The sequence below is a fragment of the Ferruginibacter profundus genome, from assembly GCF_054783275.1.
The window spans coordinates 441,417-461,812 of the sequence record NZ_BAAGQW010000001.1; the positions used below are offsets into that span (position 1 = coordinate 441,417).

Annotated in this window: 20 protein-coding genes; 8 read left to right on the top strand and 12 right to left on the bottom strand. The window is 39.2% G+C overall.

Translation table 11 applies throughout. From position 1 onward, the window contains the following. Window positions 1-31: 31 nt before the first annotated feature. Window positions 32-844 carry a sterol desaturase family protein gene (locus tag ACYVM0_RS01730; protein WP_460551533.1) on the bottom strand — a complete coding sequence of 271 codons (813 nt, stop codon included), beginning with the start codon at window positions 842-844 and terminating at the stop codon, window positions 32-34. Window positions 845-847: 3 nt separating this feature from the next. Beyond that, entirely contained in the window at window positions 848-1,270 is a 423-nt protein-coding gene (locus tag ACYVM0_RS01735; RefSeq protein ID WP_460551536.1) for a hypothetical protein, read from the bottom strand. 165 nt (window positions 1,271-1,435) lie between these two features. Here ACYVM0_RS01735 and ACYVM0_RS01740 point away from each other — a divergent pair, with 165 nt between their 5' ends. Then, window positions 1,436-1,969: a hypothetical protein gene (locus tag ACYVM0_RS01740; RefSeq protein WP_460551539.1), complete on the top strand. Its 534-nt coding sequence runs from the start codon at window positions 1,436-1,438 to the stop codon at window positions 1,967-1,969. 5 nt (window positions 1,970-1,974) lie between these two features. Here ACYVM0_RS01740 and ACYVM0_RS01745 read toward each other — a convergent pair whose 3' ends face one another. After that, complete coding sequence (locus tag ACYVM0_RS01745) at window positions 1,975-2,559, bottom strand: PhnA domain-containing protein (RefSeq protein WP_460551542.1); 585 nt, start codon at window positions 2,557-2,559, stop codon at window positions 1,975-1,977. A gap of 209 nt (window positions 2,560-2,768) precedes the next feature. Between ACYVM0_RS01745 and ACYVM0_RS01750 the strand changes: the two genes are divergently transcribed. Continuing rightward, window positions 2,769-4,232: a T9SS type A sorting domain-containing protein gene (locus ACYVM0_RS01750; protein WP_460551545.1), complete on the top strand. Its 1,464-nt coding sequence runs from the start codon at window positions 2,769-2,771 to the stop codon at window positions 4,230-4,232. A gap of 1 nt (window position 4,233) precedes the next feature. Here the strand turns inward: ACYVM0_RS01750 and ald are convergent, their stop codons facing one another. Then, complete coding sequence (gene ald / locus ACYVM0_RS01755) at window positions 4,234-5,310, bottom strand: alanine dehydrogenase (RefSeq protein ID WP_460551548.1); 1,077 nt, start codon at window positions 5,308-5,310, stop codon at window positions 4,234-4,236. Window positions 5,311-5,609: 299 nt separating this feature from the next. On the opposite strand from ald, the gene ACYVM0_RS01760 reads away from it, so the two are divergent. Beyond that, window positions 5,610-6,683: a WG repeat-containing protein gene (locus ACYVM0_RS01760; RefSeq protein ID WP_460551550.1), complete on the top strand. Its 1,074-nt coding sequence runs from the start codon at window positions 5,610-5,612 to the stop codon at window positions 6,681-6,683. 69 nt (window positions 6,684-6,752) lie between these two features. Here the strand turns inward: ACYVM0_RS01760 and yiaA are convergent, their stop codons facing one another. Both yiaA and ACYVM0_RS01770 read right to left on the bottom strand, forming a co-directional pair. Further along, window positions 6,753-7,169, bottom strand: coding sequence for a YiaA/YiaB family protein (gene yiaA / locus ACYVM0_RS01765; RefSeq protein ID WP_460551552.1), 417 nt, complete (start codon window positions 7,167-7,169; stop codon window positions 6,753-6,755). 202 nt (window positions 7,170-7,371) lie between these two features. After that, a complete protein-coding gene (locus ACYVM0_RS01770) occupies window positions 7,372-7,935 on the bottom strand; it encodes a Crp/Fnr family transcriptional regulator (protein WP_460551555.1) in 564 nt (187 codons plus the stop codon). Window positions 7,936-8,138: 203 nt separating this feature from the next. On the opposite strand from ACYVM0_RS01770, the gene ACYVM0_RS01775 reads away from it, so the two are divergent. Further along, on the top strand, window positions 8,139-9,983 hold the full coding sequence (locus ACYVM0_RS01775; protein ID WP_460551558.1) for a T9SS type A sorting domain-containing protein: 1,845 nt from the start codon (window positions 8,139-8,141) through the stop codon (window positions 9,981-9,983). A 55-nt stretch (window positions 9,984-10,038) separates the two neighbouring features. Here the strand turns inward: ACYVM0_RS01775 and ACYVM0_RS01780 are convergent, their stop codons facing one another. The 4 genes from ACYVM0_RS01780 to ACYVM0_RS01795 all read right to left on the bottom strand — a co-directional run bounded on the left by ACYVM0_RS01780 (window position 10,039) and on the right by ACYVM0_RS01795 (window position 13,936). Continuing rightward, entirely contained in the window at window positions 10,039-10,851 is an 813-nt protein-coding gene (locus tag ACYVM0_RS01780; protein WP_460551561.1) for an alpha/beta hydrolase, read from the bottom strand. A gap of 67 nt (window positions 10,852-10,918) precedes the next feature. Further along, a complete protein-coding gene (locus ACYVM0_RS01785) occupies window positions 10,919-11,782 on the bottom strand; it encodes a helix-turn-helix domain-containing protein (protein ID WP_460551564.1) in 864 nt (287 codons plus the stop codon). Window positions 11,783-11,877: 95 nt separating this feature from the next. After that, the gene (locus ACYVM0_RS01790; protein ID WP_460551567.1) at window positions 11,878-12,600 is read right to left on the bottom strand and encodes an exonuclease/endonuclease/phosphatase family protein; all 723 of its coding nucleotides are present in this window, start codon (window positions 12,598-12,600) and stop codon (window positions 11,878-11,880) included. 22 nt (window positions 12,601-12,622) lie between these two features. Next, window positions 12,623-13,936 carry a 4Fe-4S dicluster domain-containing protein gene (locus tag ACYVM0_RS01795; RefSeq protein WP_460551570.1) on the bottom strand — a complete coding sequence of 438 codons (1,314 nt, stop codon included), beginning with the start codon at window positions 13,934-13,936 and terminating at the stop codon, window positions 12,623-12,625. A gap of 190 nt (window positions 13,937-14,126) precedes the next feature. On the opposite strand from ACYVM0_RS01795, the gene ACYVM0_RS01800 reads away from it, so the two are divergent. Beyond that, complete coding sequence (locus tag ACYVM0_RS01800; RefSeq protein WP_460551573.1) at window positions 14,127-14,630, top strand: phosphoribosyltransferase family protein; 504 nt, start codon at window positions 14,127-14,129, stop codon at window positions 14,628-14,630. 128 nt (window positions 14,631-14,758) lie between these two features. On the opposite strand, the gene ccsA is transcribed toward ACYVM0_RS01800, so the two are convergent. Then, window positions 14,759-17,302 (bottom strand): heme lyase CcmF/NrfE family subunit, encoded by a 2,544-nt coding sequence (ccsA, locus tag ACYVM0_RS01805; protein WP_460551576.1) that lies wholly within the window; start codon window positions 17,300-17,302, stop codon window positions 14,759-14,761. Window positions 17,303-17,329: 27 nt separating this feature from the next. Continuing rightward, the gene (locus ACYVM0_RS01810; protein WP_460551579.1) at window positions 17,330-17,815 is read right to left on the bottom strand and encodes a cytochrome c maturation protein CcmE domain-containing protein; all 486 of its coding nucleotides are present in this window, start codon (window positions 17,813-17,815) and stop codon (window positions 17,330-17,332) included. A 253-nt stretch (window positions 17,816-18,068) separates the two neighbouring features. Here ACYVM0_RS01810 and ACYVM0_RS01815 point away from each other — a divergent pair, with 253 nt between their 5' ends. The 3 genes from ACYVM0_RS01815 to ACYVM0_RS01825 all read left to right on the top strand — a co-directional run bounded on the left by ACYVM0_RS01815 (window position 18,069) and on the right by ACYVM0_RS01825 (window position 20,368). Next, window positions 18,069-19,112 carry an agmatinase family protein gene (locus ACYVM0_RS01815; protein ID WP_460551581.1) on the top strand — a complete coding sequence of 348 codons (1,044 nt, stop codon included), beginning with the start codon at window positions 18,069-18,071 and terminating at the stop codon, window positions 19,110-19,112. Window positions 19,113-19,123: 11 nt separating this feature from the next. Next, complete coding sequence (locus ACYVM0_RS01820) at window positions 19,124-19,675, top strand: hypothetical protein (protein ID WP_460551583.1); 552 nt, start codon at window positions 19,124-19,126, stop codon at window positions 19,673-19,675. Window positions 19,676-19,759: 84 nt separating this feature from the next. Beyond that, window positions 19,760-20,368: a hypothetical protein gene (locus ACYVM0_RS01825; RefSeq protein ID WP_460551585.1), complete on the top strand. Its 609-nt coding sequence runs from the start codon at window positions 19,760-19,762 to the stop codon at window positions 20,366-20,368. The last annotated feature ends 28 nt before the right edge of the window (window positions 20,369-20,396 follow it).

Consider the following 20,396-nt stretch of genomic DNA (forward strand, 5'->3'; position numbering starts at 1 on the left):
TGCACCCGTTTTCAATTATTATCCTGTTGATTCAAAGATCGGGTTTCATTTTTTTAAGCACAATTTTTTTCCAAACCACATCGGGTAATACCGGCTTTAATAATTGCCCGATATAATTTTTTGGAAAATTTTCTTTTATCCCAAAATTATCAGGTTCCTGTGGCGGGCAAATATAAGTGCCAAAAAGTTTATCCATGATAGGAGAAATGTTGGCATAATTTCCGGCATCTCTTTCTATATCGTGATGCCAGTGATGTAATTCGGGTGAACCGATCAATATTTTTAAAGGTCCCAGCGGTAACCTTACATTAGAGTGAATATAAATAGCCCATATACCACGGAAAGCTACAATGGCAGCCAGTGCTTCTAGCCGGAAGCCCATAATAAAGGCAGGAAGATTGATCAGGCCAACGGTGTAAATAGAATCGAGCGGGTGCTCACGGTGTGCCGCCAGCCAATCCAAATGTTCGGCGCTATGGTGCACTTTATGAAAGCGCCATAAAAAATCTACTTTATGCTGCAGGCGATGTGCCCAGTAAATTAATATATCACTCAGTACTAATACTTCAACAGATTGCAGCCACAAAGGTTGTTTTTGTATTAATGCCCTTAAATTGGGATCAATAAGATCATTTAACCAAAAGCTGAAATAATTCAACAGGGTTAACACCAATCCACTCCACACTAAATATTGCCCAAAAAAATAGCAGAGGTCCAATACCCAATGCCTGCGGAATATTTTTTGACCGGGTTTTGCAGGAAATACTTTTTCCATTGGAATAAATACCAAAACAAGAAATAATAAACTGGCACCTGTAGCTAATAATAAATTTAAAAATGACATGGCTTAATTTTTAAGTCGTTTAAATTTTTTGATATCAAATCTGGTGGTATCAATAAAAAGTTTGGTTTCCTTTGGTGTAAATATCATACCCGACTTTGAGCTGCTCATCATTACAGGTGGGGTTGGCAGTTCCTGCACTTTTTTCTTCTTTTTTATGCTATCGTAATAATTTACTCTTGGTTTCAACAATACCATCGACTTGGAAGAGTACAGCATTAATCTTTCCGAGGAATCCATGGCAACATGTAATACTGAATCCAGCATTGCTGCCTTGATGGTGCCACCATAATGACTGGTTTGCAGGCTGGCTCCATTAGCTGAGAAATATGTATCAAAATTACCGGAGCGATATAATAAAAAAGCAGAGATTAAAAATGTAAAACTAAAAAGCGTGAGTGCTTTAGTAAACCTGGAGTATTTTGGCATTAGTTTTTGTTTATGATTATCAGGATGCAGTTTTATACACCATTACATAATAAAAAACGGGATCGGGTTAAAATTTTAGCCGTTAAATAAAAAACAGCCGCCGTTTGTAAACTGCAACATTTACTTTGGCGCTCTTCATACTATTTTCGCCGGCAAATAAATACAATGAAAAAATATATCGCTTCAGCAGCAATTGTATTTTGCAGCTGTTTCTTTACAGCCTGCAATACCGCAACACCCGAAAAATATTTTGACCAGGCTGTGTTAAACAGTAATATGCTGAGTGGTTTTGCAAGTGAAGGACAATTAAGGCAAATGGAATCTCCTTCTGCAAAAATGGATGACAAAGGCCAGGTGGTTGCCGCTAAAAGAACCGAAGAACTTAATGCTAAGATCCAATATATAGAAGAGAGTTACAAAAAAATAAAGGCACTGGAAGAAACAGAAGATGCGAAAGATATCTTGCAAAGTTCAAAGGCTTTATACAACCTGGTACTGCCGGTATATAAAAATGAATATACACAACTGGCAACAGCGTATGATAATGGTGCTGCAAAAGAGCAGGTGATAGTGCAGGCGAAAAACATTCATGAAAAATATTTTGCACAATACGAAGTACTATACAACAAACTGATTGCAGCTGGCAAATTGTACGCAGCAAAGCATAATATTAAAGTGAACTGGGCCGGGAAGAACTAAGCCAATCAGTTGCTTGATTTTTTCACATACTTTGTCAGTATCACAATTGTTGAACCATTTACTTTGCCTTCTATCTGTTCGGCATTATCAGCCACTAAATGTATTTTACGTACTATGGTACCCACCGGGGCGTTAAATGTGGCTCCTTTTACATTGAGGGTTTTGGTAAGCACTACGTTATCTCCGTTTTGCAATACGGCTCCAAAGCAATCAACATGTTTTACCAGGTCATCGGGGTTCACATCATCGCCGGAGGCTTTGGCCCATTCCAGGGTGTCGTCATCCAGGTATGCAATATCTAACAGGTCGGGCACCCAATCCAGCTGTTTTAATTTATGCAGCATACGCCACGAAACTACTTTTACAGCAGGTGTTTCACTCCAGATGCTATCATTCAGGCAACGCCAGTGATTGGCATCTGCGGTTTCAATATTTTCCATTTGATCGTTACAGGCAGGGCATATCCATATATGATGTTCTAACTTATTGCCCGGGCTGGAGGGAACAGCAAAATCAATGCTGGCTTCGTCAGAACCACACAATTCACAAATATTGTTACTCCTTTTCTGTAGTTCTCTTTCAAAACTCATGGTATTGCTGTTTAATTAAAGTGGGCGAAGGTAATAAATTTATTGCAGAGGCTTAAATAACAGGTTGTAAGGTTGGCGATGGAGAAATAAAAAAAAGATTTATGCAAAAAGGCTGGTTGTTGAATCTTAACAATATTACAGATACATACAATTAACAATTCATTTTGATCTGGCTTTGTATTTTGTAACCACCACTTAACTGAAATAATATGAGCAAACTCTCCACCTTCGCCATGTGTTTTTTTCTTTTAGCAGCTATTTCAACAGAAACCTTTGCCCAGCGAACCGCCACCAGGCGTTCTTCAGTAAAACTAAAGACAGCTGTGCCGCATTGCTTATCAATAAGAGTGGATGAACCAGCAGACGACAGTACAGTCTTTGCCAGGGTGAACTCAAAACCGGAGAAGTCCATCCCGGGTAATATTTTATTTGAAGGTGCTATTAATGCATCGCCAAAGCCTGATTGCGCTCTGGCAAAGGCTATAAATAATGCTGATAAATGTGATGCCTATCCATGGATATCTTCAGATGGTCTGCGCCTGTATTTTAATTCTAACCGTGATGGCGGGCATGGAAATATTTATTTTTCTCAACGTTCTTCGGCAGACCAGCCCTTTGAAACACCGCATAAAGCTTTCCCTGCCCTGGAAAATAAATATTACGCCGTATCGCTTACTGCAGATGAGCTCACCATGGTACTGACACTGGAAGGCTATACCTTATATATTGCTACAAGAAAAAGCACGAGCGAAAATTTCAGTACACCAAAGCTGATAGAAGAATTAAAAGACCGCATGCTCTATGCTCCGGGTATATCTGCCGATGGCAGCGAACTGATGGTTATTGATTGTACAGGGGAAAAAGATATTAAATCCCAAAGATCCGATGGTACGATCAGGTACGTGAAAAATGCAGCCGGTATCTTTATCAGGAAAGAAAAATTGGTGGCGCCGGATAATACCGTTATAGGGCCAGGTCAGTTAGGGAAAGATGGCTTAACCTATTATTGCAGCCTTAAAAATATTTCTGATCAAATTGAAAAATTGTATTGCTTTAAACGTGAAGATAAAAACAGTGCGTTTAAATTAGCCTACGAATTACCTGCCAAATTAAATGTAACCAAGGCAAGCCTGCAACCCTGCTTAAATGGCGACGGTTCTGTTTTGGCTTACTGCATTAACAATACCAATACCTGGGATGACGACGACATACGTGTTGTGCAATTGAATAAACTGTCAGAAGAGGAAGAGGGAACAGCATTAAAACCATTGGTAGCAGAAAAACAATTGCCTTTACAGGGCCAGGGTGTTAACCTGGTAATGAAAACTCCGGTTTTAAGTGCGTCTTCATTTACTTCAGTTGTTAAAGCGCCATCAATTGCAGTTGCGCCTGCTTTGCAACCTGTAAAAAATAACAACGATAAACTTGTTGCAGTCAGTATTTATCCTAATCCGTTTAATAGTTACCTGGTAATTACATTTGCCAAACAACCGGCCTCACAAAACATATGGATAGAATTGTTTGATGCTGATGGAAGAATGGCATTTACCCAAAAGATAGCAGGCAATTCAACGCAGATCAAAACAGGTAATCTGCCACCGGGCATGTACACATATCGTATAAGCGGCACCGATGGTGTGATAGCTAAAGGACAATTAGTAGGAGCAAAATAAACTAAGGCTTCGGGATACCTTCGTGCACAATTGAACCATGAACAATATTCAATCCTTTTTCCAGGTCCTTGTTTAATTCGCAGGCTTTTTGCCAGCCCATGCCTGCAATTTTAAGTACATAAGGTAAAGTAACATTCGTTAATGCCAATGTGGAAGTGTAGGGCACAGCACCAGGCATATTGGTAACACAGTAATGTACCACATCATCAATAATATAAGTGGGATGTTCGTGTGTGGTGGGTTTGGTGGTTTCAAAACAGCCGCCCTGGTCAACCGCTACATCTACCATTACAGTTCCCGGGTGCATTTCTTTCAGCATGCTCCTGGTAATTAATTTAGGAGCCTTGCCACCGGTCACCAAAACAGCGCCCACAATAAGGTCATGCGTTTTAATATGCCGCCTGATATTGTATTCGCTTGAAAATTCTGTTACCACATGGCTGGGCATTACATCATTTACATAACGCAGCCTTTTCATATTGATATCTAAAATAGTTACATGGGCACCAAGGCCTGCAGCCATTTTTGCGGCCTGGTAACCTACAACACCTGCGCCTAAAACCAATACCCTGCCGGGAGGCACACCGGGTACGCCACCCAGTAGTATGCCTTTTCCTTTGATTGGTTTTTCTAAATATTTGGCACCTTGCTGTATGGCCATTCTTCCTGCTACTTCAGACATGGGGGTTAACAAAGGCAGGGTTCCATCTTCATCTTCAACAGTTTCGTAAGCAATACAAACGGCTTTACTGGCAATCATAGCCTGTGTAAGTTCTTTACTGGATGCAAAATGAAAGTACGTAAATAAAACCTGGTCTTCTTTTACCAGGGCATATTCTTCCTGTACAGGTTCTTTCACCTTTACAATCATTTCACTAAGGCCATATACTTCGGTATTTGAAGCAACAAGGGTAGCGCCTGCAGTAGTATAATCTTCATCAGTAAAGCCACTGCCTTCTCCGGCGCCTGCTTGCACGTAAACAGTATGGTTGTTCTTTACCAATTCAAATACGCCGGCCGGGGTTATGCCCACACGGCTCTCATTGTTCTTGATTTCCTTCGGAACACCAATTTTCATAAACAGATTAAATATGTAGTTATAGAATATGTATTTAAAGCGGTTAAAATCCTGTTGAAATTATAAATTAAACTCTGTTTAACAAACATCGATTATTTTGTAATTCGTTTTATTCTAATGAAATGAATAAATATTATGCAGGGCTTTAAGCTTTATACAACCGATTGCATTGATTTTAAACAATGATTTATTTAAATTCGAAAATCTTTAAAAACTATTGATCATTATACAATTGCGTTTTTTTACCGTTTGTTGTTACTTTGGAGAGGATTTTGCCTACTAGTTAAAAAACAAGTATTATGAAACTACGATTCTTTTTTGCGGCCATTTTTACTGCCGCAACTTTTACAGCCTTTTCACAGCAATTCGATCCCTCTTTAATACCATACCGTCATGGCGATCTGTGGGGGTACGCCAATCCCGACAAAAGTATTGCCATCAAACCCATTTATAACGAAACCAACTGGTTTGTTGCAGGGTATGCAGTTGTTAAAAAGGGCAACAAGTATGGTTATATTAACAAGACGGGTAAACTGGTGATACCCTTTAAGTTCTATTCGGCTAAGCCATTTACCTATGGCTACTTTGATGATAAAGGAAAACATACTGCCGGGGGTAAGCTTATTAAAAATAAAGACACGGTATTATTTGCAGGTGCTTCGTTAAAACCAAACGGGGCCGAAGTGTGTATTGATACAAGAGGATTGGTAATGTCTAAATGCCCTGCCATTAATGAAAACAGGCCGGGTAACAATGAAGAATTGGTTACTATTACCCGGCAGAAGGAATATAGCCTTGGTGCAAATACCGGTGTATATGATAAGATAACCGACGATTACAAATTACCAGGAGATGAGCACACTTATTACATTGGTTTAAAAAACAATCGCTATGGTCTGATCAATAATACTTTTGATGTGTTGGTGCCATTTGAATATGATTCCCTAAAAAAAATTGAGGTAAACGGAATTACGTTTTTGCTGGCATCAAAAAATAATCTGCATGGCATGTTTAGTGGCAATGGTACAGCTTTTATACCGGTGGAACAGGCTAAGCTATCGTACATTGTTCCAAGAACAGGTACTGCGTATTTTATTGAATCGAAAGATGGCATGACTAAATTAAAAGATGCCAATCAACAGGATATTATCAATGCTAATTTTTCTGATATTGTATATGATGAGAACCGTGGCTTTGTGCTAACCGGGGCAGACAATACCAGGGGGTACTATTACCTGGATAAAAAATTCATTGCTCCAAAATACAGCGAGGTAAGGTCCATCAGAGGCAGTAACTATTTACTGGTAAAAACTGCTGCAACCGGAAAGATGGGTTATGTTAATGCAGAAGGCGTTGAATACTTTGATGAATAATTACGGTATAGGATATTTAAAAAGCTGTTTCAAAATATGAAACAGCTTTTTTGTTTTATAGCTGATTTATTACAATAGTTCTGAGGATTTGGATGCTTTCATATCCCGGGTGTTTTTTTGTACTGCAATTGCTGCAAACAAACTCAATACAAAAGACATTGCATAAAATCCTTTTTCACTTTTCTCCAGGTCGGCATTCCATAAACCTACAGTGAGTAATACAATAGAAAGCAGGGTAGAGAACCAGGCTATGCCATAATACAGGTTGGTTACGGGTATGCCTTCCAGTTGGTCACGTACCGCTTTCTGCACCGAGATGGCAGCAAATAAACCAAACATTAATACGGTAAAGTAATAGCCTTTTTCATTCAGCTGCATACCGGCGTTCCATAAGCCGGTATTGAATGCAATTATACCAATACATAAGGCCAGCCATGATGCCGCTATAAAAGCTGCCGACGGAGGTTGAATTTGTTTTTGTTCCATAATGATTTTTTTTATGCAACAAAACTATCAGCATTGGTTGTGGTAATTTTTGACAATTGTCAAAAAGCAGAATAGTAAATGTTAAAAAGCGTACCAGGGATTATACGGTTTAATAGTACAAAATAGATTTACCGGAAATTCACGAAAGGGCATAAGGCCTTTAAACTGCGGGAAAATCATCCGTGTTTATCCGTGGCAAAACCTAAAACCTGCTCCGTATCCTGCTCAGTGTTTCCTGGCTGATGCCGAGGTAGGAAGCGATATAGCCTAACGGCACTCTTTCTATAATATGCGGCGTTTGCAAAAGTAAATTTTCGTAGCGTTCACCGGCAGTTTTAAACTGGGCATTTACAAAACGCTCCTCCAGCCGGATATAATATTTTTCGTAAGCAATCCGCATTAATCTTTCAATTTCGTGATACTCGTTAAATAATGCAGTTAATGTTTCTTTTGCAATGCACCATAAAATACTGCCCTCTAATAACTGGATATTTTCTACAGCAGGTTCTCGTGTAATAAAACTGTGAAAAGAAGTGACAAAGTCATTTTCAAAACCAAACCAATGCGTAACTTCTTTACCATCTGAATTATAAAATCCTCGTAATGCACCTTTTTCTACAAAATACAAATGCCTGCACACCTGGCCCTGTGTAAGCAGGAATTCATTTTTTGATAAAGTGATCTTTTCAAAACAATCTTCCAGCGCATTTTGTGCTGCTTCACTTAAGGGAGCGTAATTTTTTATATGGGATAAAAGTTGCTGCATAGGTAAAGTAATTATCAGTAGTTAAAGGTAGGAGAGTGACTATTACCGGTCCTTTTTTTCAATTTTTTAAATTATTGTGCAATTCATTAAAGCTAAACTACAATTCATTGCAGTCTGTACATTTTTAAAGCACCTGGCAATAAATATTTGCACTACAATTAAAAATAGCCGTATCATTTCTTAAAAACTCAATCAACTAAATTATGAAAAAAATATTTACTCTTTTGTGCGTAGCGATCAGCGTACATGTTTTTGCACAATCACCCGTTAGCTGGCAAACCAAAATCGGTGGCACCGATACTGAATATGCCAACGCAGTAGACAGCAGTACAGATGGCAATATGTTTGCTGCCGGTTTTATCCGCAGCCGCACCGGCGATTTTGTAATGCAATATCCCGGGCCTGATATTTTATCCCCCGATGCATGGATAGTAAAGTATAATAAGTTTGGCAATATAGTATGGCAGAAATGTTTTGGCGGCACCAATCCCGATGAATTTTTTGATGTAAAAGCAACGCCCGATGGCGGTGCAATTGCAACAGGTCGCAGCGGTAGTACAGATGGTAATATCACCAACAATAAAGGAGGAGAAGATATTGTAGTAGCAAAATATGATGCCAACGGAAATTTAGAATGGCACCAGAATTACGGTACCACATTATTAGATGGTGGCCGGTCAATTACACTTATGGCCGATGGCAGTTATGTTTTAGGATGCTACTCTAATGGCAATAATAAGGACCTTGTTGGCGGAAAAGGCGGCAGGGATATCTGGATGATACAGATTTCTGCTACGGGTACTATTATGCGTACCAAAAATTTTGGTGGCAGTTCCGAAGACGATGTATTTGATGTAAAAAAATATGGTAATGATAATTGGGTGCTTACAGGAAGTACCGGTAGTATCAATGGAGATGTTACGGGTAATCATGGTGCAACAGATGCATGGGTATTAAAATTAGATGCCAGCTGGGTGTTGATAAAACAAAAATGTTTTGGCAGTACCGGGCAGGATATTGGAAATGGAATGGTAGTGTTACCTGGCGGATTTGCAATGGCAGCAAGAGTAAATGCTAATAACGGAGATGTAACCGGCCTGAAAGGCGCTTACGATGGATGGATAGTAAAAACAGATGCAGACCTTAATATTGTATGGGCAAAGACTTTTGGCGGCACAGGTAACGATATGTTTTATGCGCTCACACTTACACAGGATGGTAACCTGCTAGCGGCAGGAGAAACCAGCAGCACCGATGGAGATATCATAAGCAATGCCGGTGTATCTGATGCCTGGCTAGTAAAAACAGATCCGTCAAACGGCAATATCATATGGAGTAAAACATTTGGCGATGCAAAGGGAGACAAGGCAAATGATATCCTGGTGTGGGGCAATGATGATTATTTGTTTGCAGGGCAGTTTTCTTATATTGTTCCTAATTCGGCTACGTCGCATGCACAATTATGGATAGCTACATCAAAAATATTACCATCTGCAGGTCCACTGCCCATAAAAATTATTTCCTTTACCGGTGTACATAGCCATGATGGTAATGTGCTGCTCTGGCAATCTGCAGATGAAATTAATAGTAAAGAATATATAGTGGAGCGATCATTGGATGGCATTGCATTTACTGCAATAGGAAGCGTAGCAGCAGCAGGCAATAGCAGCAGTACAAAAGCGTACCAGTTTACAGACAGGCAACCTGCCGCTAAATGCTGGTATCGTTTGGTAATGGTTGAGATAAATGGTAACGAAGAATTAAGTACGATCATCTCTGTATCATTTAAGGATAACCAGGCAAAGATAAAATTATACCCGGCCGTTAGCAATACTTCAGTAACCATAGAGATGGTGGCTGCTAAAAATGAATCCTGTAATATTATTATCACTGATGCAACAGGGCGGTTAGTTGCAACACAAACAAAAAATATGGCCAGGGGTATCAATAAATTGCAGGTAAATATCGGTAACCTGGCAAATGGGATGTACTATGTTTCAGTATTAAAAGAAGGCAGCAAAGAACCGGCTGTTTTTATTAAACAATAAAAATATTGCAGCAGTTGGCCATGGGCTCACTGCTGCAATATTTAATAAAATGGAGTTAATATATCTCGGCTAAAATGTCGACCAGCTTTTCTGGCATTGAAAAGAATACAGAATGACTGCTGGGAAGTTCATATATCTTCTTACAGGGCATATTGTGTAAAATACTTCTCCTGTCCAGGTCCCTGGATTTTGTGCAACGGATATAGTATTTGGGGATAGCACCATAACGGCTATCCGTTACAGTTATAGGCGTTGCAAGGCAGGCAACCGGCTGCCAACGGAGCTTTTCCTGCGCCAGTGCAATATCTGCGGCGGCACAATCGTGGCAAAATACATCTTTGATCATAAGTGGATTCATTAAAGCGGTCTTCTTATCGTCAGAAAAAATAAGGTATTCTGATGCCGGATGCTCAACTTTAAAATCGGTGACGGTTTTACCAGCTTCATTTATCTGGGCTACCTGCGCAAATATAGATTCGCCGTTTCTCAAAAAGAATGCATCCAGGAATACAAGTTTTTCCACTTTACCCGGGCCTAATAATTCTGCAGTCTGAGAAATAACGGCACCACCCATAGAGTGCCCTACAAGTACTACCTTATCTTTCACTGTATTGGCCGCTGCTGCAACTTTTTGTACATAATCATTAAGTGTAACAGCTGCGGCAGCTGTTGTATCATTGCCATAGCCCGGCAGGTCAACGGCTATAACATGATATCCTTTGGCTTCTAAAAGCGGTACTACTTTATACCAGCACCAGCCACCATACCATGCACCGTGAACAAGGATGTATGTTTTACTGGCGGATTGTGAAAAACTGTTTGTTGTCATACTGAAAATTAAAATGAATAAGCTGATGATACGTTTCATAAAAGTTAGTTGTGTTGCACAAAGCTAAAACGTATACCATGGCAGGCGGTGGTAAAAAAGGGACATTTTATAATGCCTGCATACGATGACGGTTTTTATACAATTCACCCGTTAGTCCCAGCCTGCTTTCAGGAGAATTATTTTCCAGCAAATGCAATTCAACCGGTGTTAATCCTGTAAAATCTTTATAGTCTTTTACCAAATGCTGGTAATCAAAATAGCCGCACTCCAATGCGATCCGCAGCCAATCAAAATGGGGGAACGCATTTTTGGTATTGAATGCTTTAGTGAACCTTACGATCCTGGCATAGGTTTTTGGATTCACACCTGTACGCTCGTTAAATTTTCTTTTGAATTGCTTTGTGCAAAGGCAGCTTTCCTTAGCCAGCCAATCGAGCGTACCATTACTGTCGTTACGTAACATTAATTTGCTTACAGCATCCAGCAGATGCATTTGTTTTTTTTGTTTTTTAACAAGCTCAGCAATATAGCTGTCTGCAATTAATAACATTGCAGCATAGTCTGTTGCATGTTGCAATGCATCGTACGTAAAACGGATATTACCGGGTAAAACAGTGGTGGCATCAATGTATTTATTGGTGAGCTCTTCTGCAGGAATACCTGTTAAAAGATGCAAGCCTGTTGGTTGAAACACTACCTGGAAATTCAGGAAATTTCTGCCGGAATATCGATTCATTACCCCTGTTTGCTGGCCTGTTAATACCATTGGAAACTGGTGGTCTTTTTTAGGGCTGTTCAATAATGCAATAGCTTCGCCTTCACGCAAAAAAAAATGTAAACATACTTCTGGTTTGGGCGGAAAAGCTTTAAAAGGTAGCGCTGCTTTCTTATCAAATTCAAAATGAACGATCCTGTACCACCGTACAAAATCCCTGAATGCCGGATCGGGAAGGAATTCTTTTAAGATCATTTTGAAAGTGTTTAATGCAGTGTTGGTTTATAAATATACAAAACTCCTGCAGCTTCTGCTAAATGAATCTGTAATTTCAGATTTGCGTGCAGCATTTAATTTTCAGGTTCGGAGAAATGAATAATCACAGGTACATGATCGCTGTATTGTTTCCAGAATTTATAATCTCCTACTTCAACTGATTGCAGATTATTCAGCATATTGCCTGAAACAAAGCAATAATCCAGGTGATAAGGTTTGTTTTGGTGCCGGTATAAATAATGGGTGGGATGTGATTCCTTTCCCTGCTCCTGTAAAAAATAGGTGTGGTACACACTATAAATATTTTTTGCTGCCAAATGTTGTACAACAGTAGAATGATTGCCTTCACGCCTGGGTTTGTCCCAAATGGTATTGCTGTTAAAATCACCTGCCAGGATAGTGTTTTTTTTTCTGATAAGCTTGTTATAATGTTTTAAAGCTTTCCATACCTGTGTTACATATTGCCCGTCTTTATCCCCGGGGTTATTGGCCCAGATAGCATACAGCATGAATTTTGTTTGCCCGTTGGAAATACTCACCGGCGCAATAAGTTTTAAATCGGGGTTATAGCTTTTGTGTAGCTTTAATTTAAAATCAGAATAAGAAAATATGCCCAGCCCCTTGTTTTTATTTTCACCGATCCATAAAATACTTTTTGGTTTTATGGAATCATCGGTAAATTTTAATTTATCAGGATGTTCGCATTCCTGTACCACTACAATATCAGGCTGGTGCTGTAAAATAACCGCGGCCTTTTTTCTGAAAGCCATATTGCAATTCCAGGTAATGATCGTCATGGCAGCGGGGTTTATTTAAAACTCATTTCATTTCCTCTACCCATTTATCCCTGTCATCAGGACTGAATTTCCAGGGGGCAAAATTATTTTCAATATTGCTGAACATGGCGTTCCATTCCTGTGGCGCATTACTGTCTTCCATAATTAAAGAGCGGCGCAGTTCAATAATGATATCTAAAGGAGAAATGGAAACAGGGCATTCTTCCACACAGGCATTACAGGTGGTGCAGGCACGCAATTCTTCCACGGTAATATAATCGTTCAGTAATTGTTTGCCGTCATCTTTGTATTCGCCATTGGCGTTGATGTTTTTTCCAACCGCTTCCAGGCGGTCACGGGTACTCATCATTATTTTTCTCGGGCTTAATAATTTGCCTGTTTGGTTAGCTGGACAAGCGGCACTGCATCTGCCACATTCAGTACAACTATAAGCATCCAGTAAATTTTTCCAGCTCAGGTCAAAAATATCTTTAGCACCAAACTTTTGCGGTGCTGCTTCCCCGGCCGGCGCAAGCTCGGGTTGCATCATGTACTTTACTTCATTCTGTACATTTTGCATATTGTGTATTTTGCCTTGTACATTCAGCCTTGCATAATAGGCATTAGGGAATGCCAGCATAATATGCAGGTGTTTACTGTAAGGCAAATAATTTAAGAAAGCTAAAATACCAATGATGTGCAGCCACCAGCAACTTCTTTCAATTATAATTAAACTGCTTTCGCTTACACCATTAAAGAGAGGAGCGATCATGCCGGAAAAAATAAAATTACCGGTATCGTGATAATGTTCGCTGCCGGATAATTGCAAAGCCCTGTCTGCGCCATTCATGGTAACGAAAAGCGTCATCAAAATAATTTCGGTCAGTAAAATATAATTGGCATCACTGCGTGGCCAGCCGTTCAGGTCTTTACTGATAAAGCGTTTTAGTTTGATGATATTTCTTCTTACTAAAAAAATAATACAAACCAGTAATACACCTGCCGCCAGTATTTCAAAAAAATTAATGAGGAAGGTATAAAAGCCGCCCAGGAATGGAAAGAACAAACGATGTGTACCAAGAATACCATCCAGGATAATTTCCAGCACTTCAATATTAATGATGATAAAGCCGGCATAGATCACCAGGTGCATTACTGCCACCAATGGATTTTTAAACATCTTTTTTTGCCCCAGGGCCAGCAATACCAGGTTTCTCCAACGAAGTGGTTTGTTATCAGAAAGGTCTTCATCTTTGCCCAATAAAATATTACGGCGTATCTGCATGATGTTTTTTGCAAATAACCAACTGGCAAAGCCTGCACAGGCAACAAAAACTATTTGAAAGAAAATATGCATAAGCAATGTTTGTACACAAATTAAACGAATTGCACTAATTACACGAATTTCGTGACGGCATTTTTATTAGTAAATGAAAAGAATTCCACAAGTTATACGAAATCGAATTTGAGGAATGTTTTTTACTGTATTTTGGGAAACAAATAATTGCTGTAATTCGTGTAATTTTATCCTGATTAGTACAAATAATATGAGCGACAAGAAATATATATTAAATGCCACAGTAGCGGAAAAGAAGTTACGCCGTATGGCTTTGGAAATTGCCGAACGCAATTATAATGAACCCCAACTGGTATTAATTGGTATTAAAGACCATGGCACTGTGATCGCTAAAAAAATACGTGATTACCTGGCAACTAATTTTAAAGGCGAAGTACTGGTGATGGAATTAGGTATCGATAAAAAACATCCTGCAGCTGTTACTTTAAGTGCTGCAATGGATTTTAATGATAAAGTAATTGTATTGATAGATGATGTGGCCAACAGCGGCAGAACCATGCTGTATGCTTTAAAACCCTTGCTGGAACAATATCCTAAAAAGATACAAACACTGGCATTGGTAGAACGTACCCACAAAACTTTTCCTGTGGATGTAGATTATGTTGGCCTTTCTGTTTCTACCACCTTAGACGAACACATTTATGTAGAAGTGGAAAACGATGTGGTTACCGGTGCATGGATTGAAGCCGAGTGAGTAAAAAAGGGGAGAAGCAACGAGGGGAAAAGCTGCAAAGGCAGTTCATTACTTCCTCTAGTTATTTTATGGCTTACTATTCTGTATAAAAAAGTATAGAATAGTATTAGTTTCTCCCTTGCAACTTCCTATCCCCCTGCCACAAAAAACATATACGACAACGCCACAATTACAAAAGCTAATATTGCCACAGCATACAGTGGTGTAAGCTTTGCCCTGTTGATCATACTCATCACTAAACCAATGGCCATAATTACAAGCCCCAGCCAAACTAAATTAATGTAGGGAAAGAGATAGGCCTTAAGTGTGATAAAGTCAATGATCTTATCAGATTCCTTGATACCTAATTTTATTTTACGGTCGTTGGTAACACCGGCAAATTTTAAATACAAATTCTGTGCATACACAGTATCATCAATATTGATGGCTGATGAATCCTGCCCGTTTATATTTACCTGGATGATGGGATAGCCTTTGTAATGCATTCCGTCTTTATTCACCAATGTGATATCGGCCATTAAAGCAGCGTCAGTAGATTTATAATGAAACCTTTCATTGTCAGGATTACTCACCACTTTATTCAGGATCATATATCCTTTATTGTAGTAAGCGGTGTCGCCTACAGCCAGTTCTTTGATTTTAAATTTTGCAGTATCATTCCTGCTGCCATCGGGGTTAATGCTGGAGATATACGTGTAAATGTCTTTGGTAAGATAACGTTTGGTGCCGGGGTTACTGCTCTTCAGTTCATTTTTGCCTACGTACACATCCGGTGTTAATTCAAATTTTTCGCTGGAATCTTTTTTTACAAAAATCAGTTTGTGAAATATCCTTCCGTTCTCATTACCGGCCGAGTCGCCGCTGTAGGTTACGCTATAGTCAAGCATCCTTGTTGGAATATCTCTTATCATCGTAAGATTTTCCAAAGGGTTTTCCTTACTCTCTTTACCAAAAGGAATATTAATGCCGGTAACCGTATTATCACTGATGGTTTTTTTATTACCCGAAGCAATCAGCATACCCAATAACATAATTGCAAAACCCAGATGCGCCACAGAGGCGCCGGCAGCTTTTAATTTACCATTCAATCCAGACCATATATAAAACGCATTGGCAAATACAGCGTAAATAGCTGCAAACAATGCTATGTAAATAGCCCCTAAAAATCCTGCTCCTTGTTTATAATAGGTAATAGGATAGAAGATGGCCATTGCTGCAGTAACTAAGGCAGCCAGTAATGTAGGCACGGCAATCTTTTTTAAAATATAGGCGGCAGGAGTGTTCTTGTATTTAAAATATTGAGAGATGGCGGTTAAAATACCAATGATAAAAGCCACCAGCACCATTACTTTGTTATAGGAAAATTCAACATCTTCAGGGGGCGCTATCCTGGTGCCGAATATTTTATTAAAAACAGGCACAGATGTTTTGCCGCTGATGAATATGGCAGATAAAAAGAAAACTATGGAACCAATAAACATCCAGAATTCCCTGGAGTCTGTTCTTTCTTCTTTTTCTATGGAAGGTATTTTGCTATAGTTTTTAAAAAACAATACCAGGCCCGGTAAAGTGAATGCAGCCATAAAAACGATGAGCATAATATTAATTGCTGCGCCTGCATCTGTAAAAGCATGCACTGATGTATCGCCCAACACACCTGTACGGGTTAAAAAGGTGGAATATAAAATAAATGCAAAAGCAAGAATGGCAAATAAATAACTGGCTCTTAAAGATTGCCCGGTGGCTTTATAAATAACCATAGTATGCAATCCTGCAATTAAAATTAACCAGGGCACCAGCGAAGCATTTTCTACAGGGTCCCATGCCCAATAGCCACCAAAAGATAAAGATTCGTAGGCCCATTTTCCTCCCATCATAATACCAACACCTAAAACACAGGCACAGAATAGTGCAAAAGGGATGGCTGGTTTTACCCAGTCGCCAAAGCGTTTGGTTTGTATGCCTGCATAGGCAAATGCAAAAGGAACAATGGTAGATGCAAAACCTAAAAACAAAACCGGAGGGTGAATTACCATCCAGTAATTGCGCAGTAGTACATTTAAGCCTACACCATCCTGTATCAATGCCAGGTAATCTTTTTTCAGCAAGCCGGTTTGTATATCAATAAATGCGGGGCCATTCAGATCAATTTCATTACGGGTTAATGTAAAAGGGCTGTTGCCGATCTTTACATTAAAAAAGTAAATACCCAGTATCATCATACCCAGGAAAAACTGGGCAAAACTTATTACCGTCATTACCGGGGCTTCCCAGCCTTCCAGCAATGGTTTTTTACTTTTGGTGATTATAAAGAGGCCGATAATGCTGTGCCATATCGTCCATAACAAAAAACTACCTTCCTGGCCTTCCCAGATACAGGCTAATAAATATTTTGATTCTAATTCTTTGGCAGCATGCTTGTAAGCATACATGTATTCAAAATAATGATGAGAGCAGATATAAAAAATAACAGCGAAGATAACGAAGGCAGAAACCAACTGTGTAATAAAAGCAATCCTTGCAAAACGTATCCAGGATTGTTTTTCGATACTATCCTTTACAAAGCTGGCTTTAAAATAAGCGATCGTTGCAATAATAGAAGCCACAAAAGCAAGAATCACAAAAAAATGTCCTATCTGTCCTGGTAATAAGTGTTCACCGTCAAACTTCATAATCGTTTTTTCTCTTGTCTAAAAAAGTTATTTTATTCCTATGGAATCTTTGGCAGGGTAAGCATTATTTGTTGCTGCAGGATAAGCCGTGTTTTGCGCCTCGCTGCCGGTTACTGTTTTTTCAAGTTGCTTCTTATCGTCTTTATACTTGCTGGGGCATTTTAAAGTAATACTCTTGCACTCAAAAACATCACCCTGCATTTTGCCCTGTAACACCACTCTCTCACTCTGTTCCAGTTCCGTAGGTTTGCTATCGTGGTAAACTACTTTTGTTTGAGAACCCAGGCTATCTACAATACTAAAACTTAAATAGTTAGGGTCTTTAATAGGGTCGTATTGAATGGGCTGGGACTTATCCAGTTTGGCAATTAAATGAACATACTTGCCTTGTTTGGCCTTTGCCGAACTGATGGTATCATAGGTTGAAAAATCAGAAGAAGGGAAGCCAAAAACAATTAATGCTACAATGGCAACTGCAATTCCAACCAGTATGAAAATATGCGTTTTTTTCATAGTTCTAAATTTATTGGCAAAGGTAAAACAAAAACGCTTCTGCTATCGTTATTATTAAGTGATTTTAAGCAGGTTTAGGCCTGATTATAACAGGTTTAGCCAACTTTGGTCAGGTGCAGCCTTTAAACCACTGCATAAAAGATTCCCGTAAAACCCTTGTCCATGTTATTTAACAGACTAATTTCTTTTTTAAAGCAACTAAAATTCTTTGGTCTGCTACTACTATCTTTGCACACCTTTTTAAAAATTAGCAATGACCGACCTCTCTCAGTTTGATCCTAATTCTGTTGGTAACCCCAACAATAATATATTCAGTTTACCTTTTCCTGAAGAAGATGCAAAGCTGGTGATCCTGCCTGTACCGTGGGAAGTTACGGTGAGCTATATCGCCGGCACAGCAAGGGCCCCGGAACATGTTTTAAATGCCAGCCTGCAGGTAGACCTGTTTGATCCTGATTACAGGGATGCCTGGAAGCAGGGCTACTACTTAAGGCCTTGCGATAAAAAGGTTTTGATGAAGAGTGATTACCTGCGTAAAGAAGCCGAGCTATACATTAACTACATTGCCCAGGGCGAGATAGTGGCGGAGAATAAGTTCATGTGCAAAACCCTTAAAGAAATTAATGAGGGAAGTAATTTTTTAAACACCTGGGTGTATGAACAAACCAAAGAATTATTGCACGAGGGAAAACTGGTAGGGCTTTTAGGCGGCGATCATAGCACTCCATTCGGTTTTTACAAAGCCATTGGCGAAAAGCATGGCGATTTTGGTATTCTGCACATTGATGCCCATTGCGATTTAAGAAAAGGCTACGAAGGATTTAAATATTCTCATGCCTCCATCATGTACAATGCACTGGAAGAAATTCCGCAATTAAAAAAACTGGTGCAGGTGGGAGTGAGGGATTTTTGTGATGAAGAGTTTGATTATATGGTGAGCAGCGGCGAAAGAATAATCACCTATTTCGATAAGAATATTAAGGAACGCCAGTACGAAGGAGAAAGCTGGAAGACTATTACTGATGAGATCATCAGCCACCTGCCACAGAATGTGCATATCAGCTTTGATATTGACGGCCTGGACCCAAAACTTTGTCCGCATACGGGTACACCGGTTCAAGGTGGTTTTGAAACCGAACAGGTTTTTTATCTCTTTAAAAAAATAAAACAGAGCGGCCGCAGTTTAATTGGTTTCGATTTAGTAGAAGTGGGAGTAAGCCACAGCGAGTATGATGAAAATGTTGGGGCAAGGTGTTTATTCAAATTGTGCAATATGCTGATGACAGCGAATAGTTAATTTATGTATTGATGCAGCAGTTTACTTTCATTTTAAAAGATACTACTCAAAAAGCGTTCAATTCTTTTTTCTGGTTCTTATACTTTCTCCATTTAATTGCAGCATCAGTAATTATCATCAATACCAATAACCAGCAGCAAAAATATTTTGCTATCGGAATTTTTACAGGGTTCCTTTTGCTTACAGCTATTTTCTACCTTTTTAAAAATAAATTCAAACTGCATAATTACCAGCTGCTGCTGTTTGTGTTAATGGCTATCTTCTGGCCATTACAATCAGCGTGGTTACCGGCTATTGTTGTAATAGCAGTGATTGTGTTTAGTTACCTGGTAGTAAAAAAGAAAAGTACGGCTGTTTTTGCAACAGGCAGTATTATTGTTTCCAGGTCATTATTTAAAAAGCAATACAGCTGGGCGGAGGTAGAAAACGTAGTTTTAAAAGATCATCTGCTCTCTGTCGATCTTAAAAATAATCACCTGGTACAGGTGGAAATAATGCCGGAGAGTTATGGCATTGATGAAACCTCATTCAATCAATTTTGCCTCCACCAGCTAAACTCCTAAACCTCTCAACCCTAAACTCCTAAACTCCTGGGCTTTCTTTATGGAATTCTAAAACTCCTGCATCCCAGTAAAAAACCTACTGTTATGCCAACAACCCAATACTCCCTGCAAATTGTACATCCTGCCTTTGAATTATTAAAACGCAGTGCCCGTGTGCTTCACTTTATTGCCGCATCAGTTATTTTTATCAATGCTTTACATTTACTGCAGGTACACCATACCAGCCCGGTATTATGTTATACGCAAATGATAATTGCAGCCGACATTTTTATACTCGTATTTTTTGGTGGTTCATTATTGGTGGAAACACCTAAACTAAATCTTATTTTCAGGTTGTGTGAAGTACTTACGCTTTTTGGTATTTCCATAACCCTGTTTGGTGACGGACACACCTGGTATGGCGTAGTACATGCAATTGCTACTGCAGGCTATTTATTTCTTTTTTACCGGGAGTGGAGGGTAATGCGGTCAGAAGCAGTTGATATCAGCCAGACCGGTATTACCGTACCCAATTTTATTAAAGATGCCGAGATCAGCTGGAATGAGATCAGGACCATCATTCCCAAATACCACAGCATTATTATCGAAACGCTTCGCAACCAGAAAATAGAATTTAACCTGCGTGAAAATTTAAAAATTGATGAGTTGGGTCAAATTGACGAATTTTGCAAAAAACATTTAGTTAATGGATAATTGGTCAGTGGATAATGGATAGTTTCCC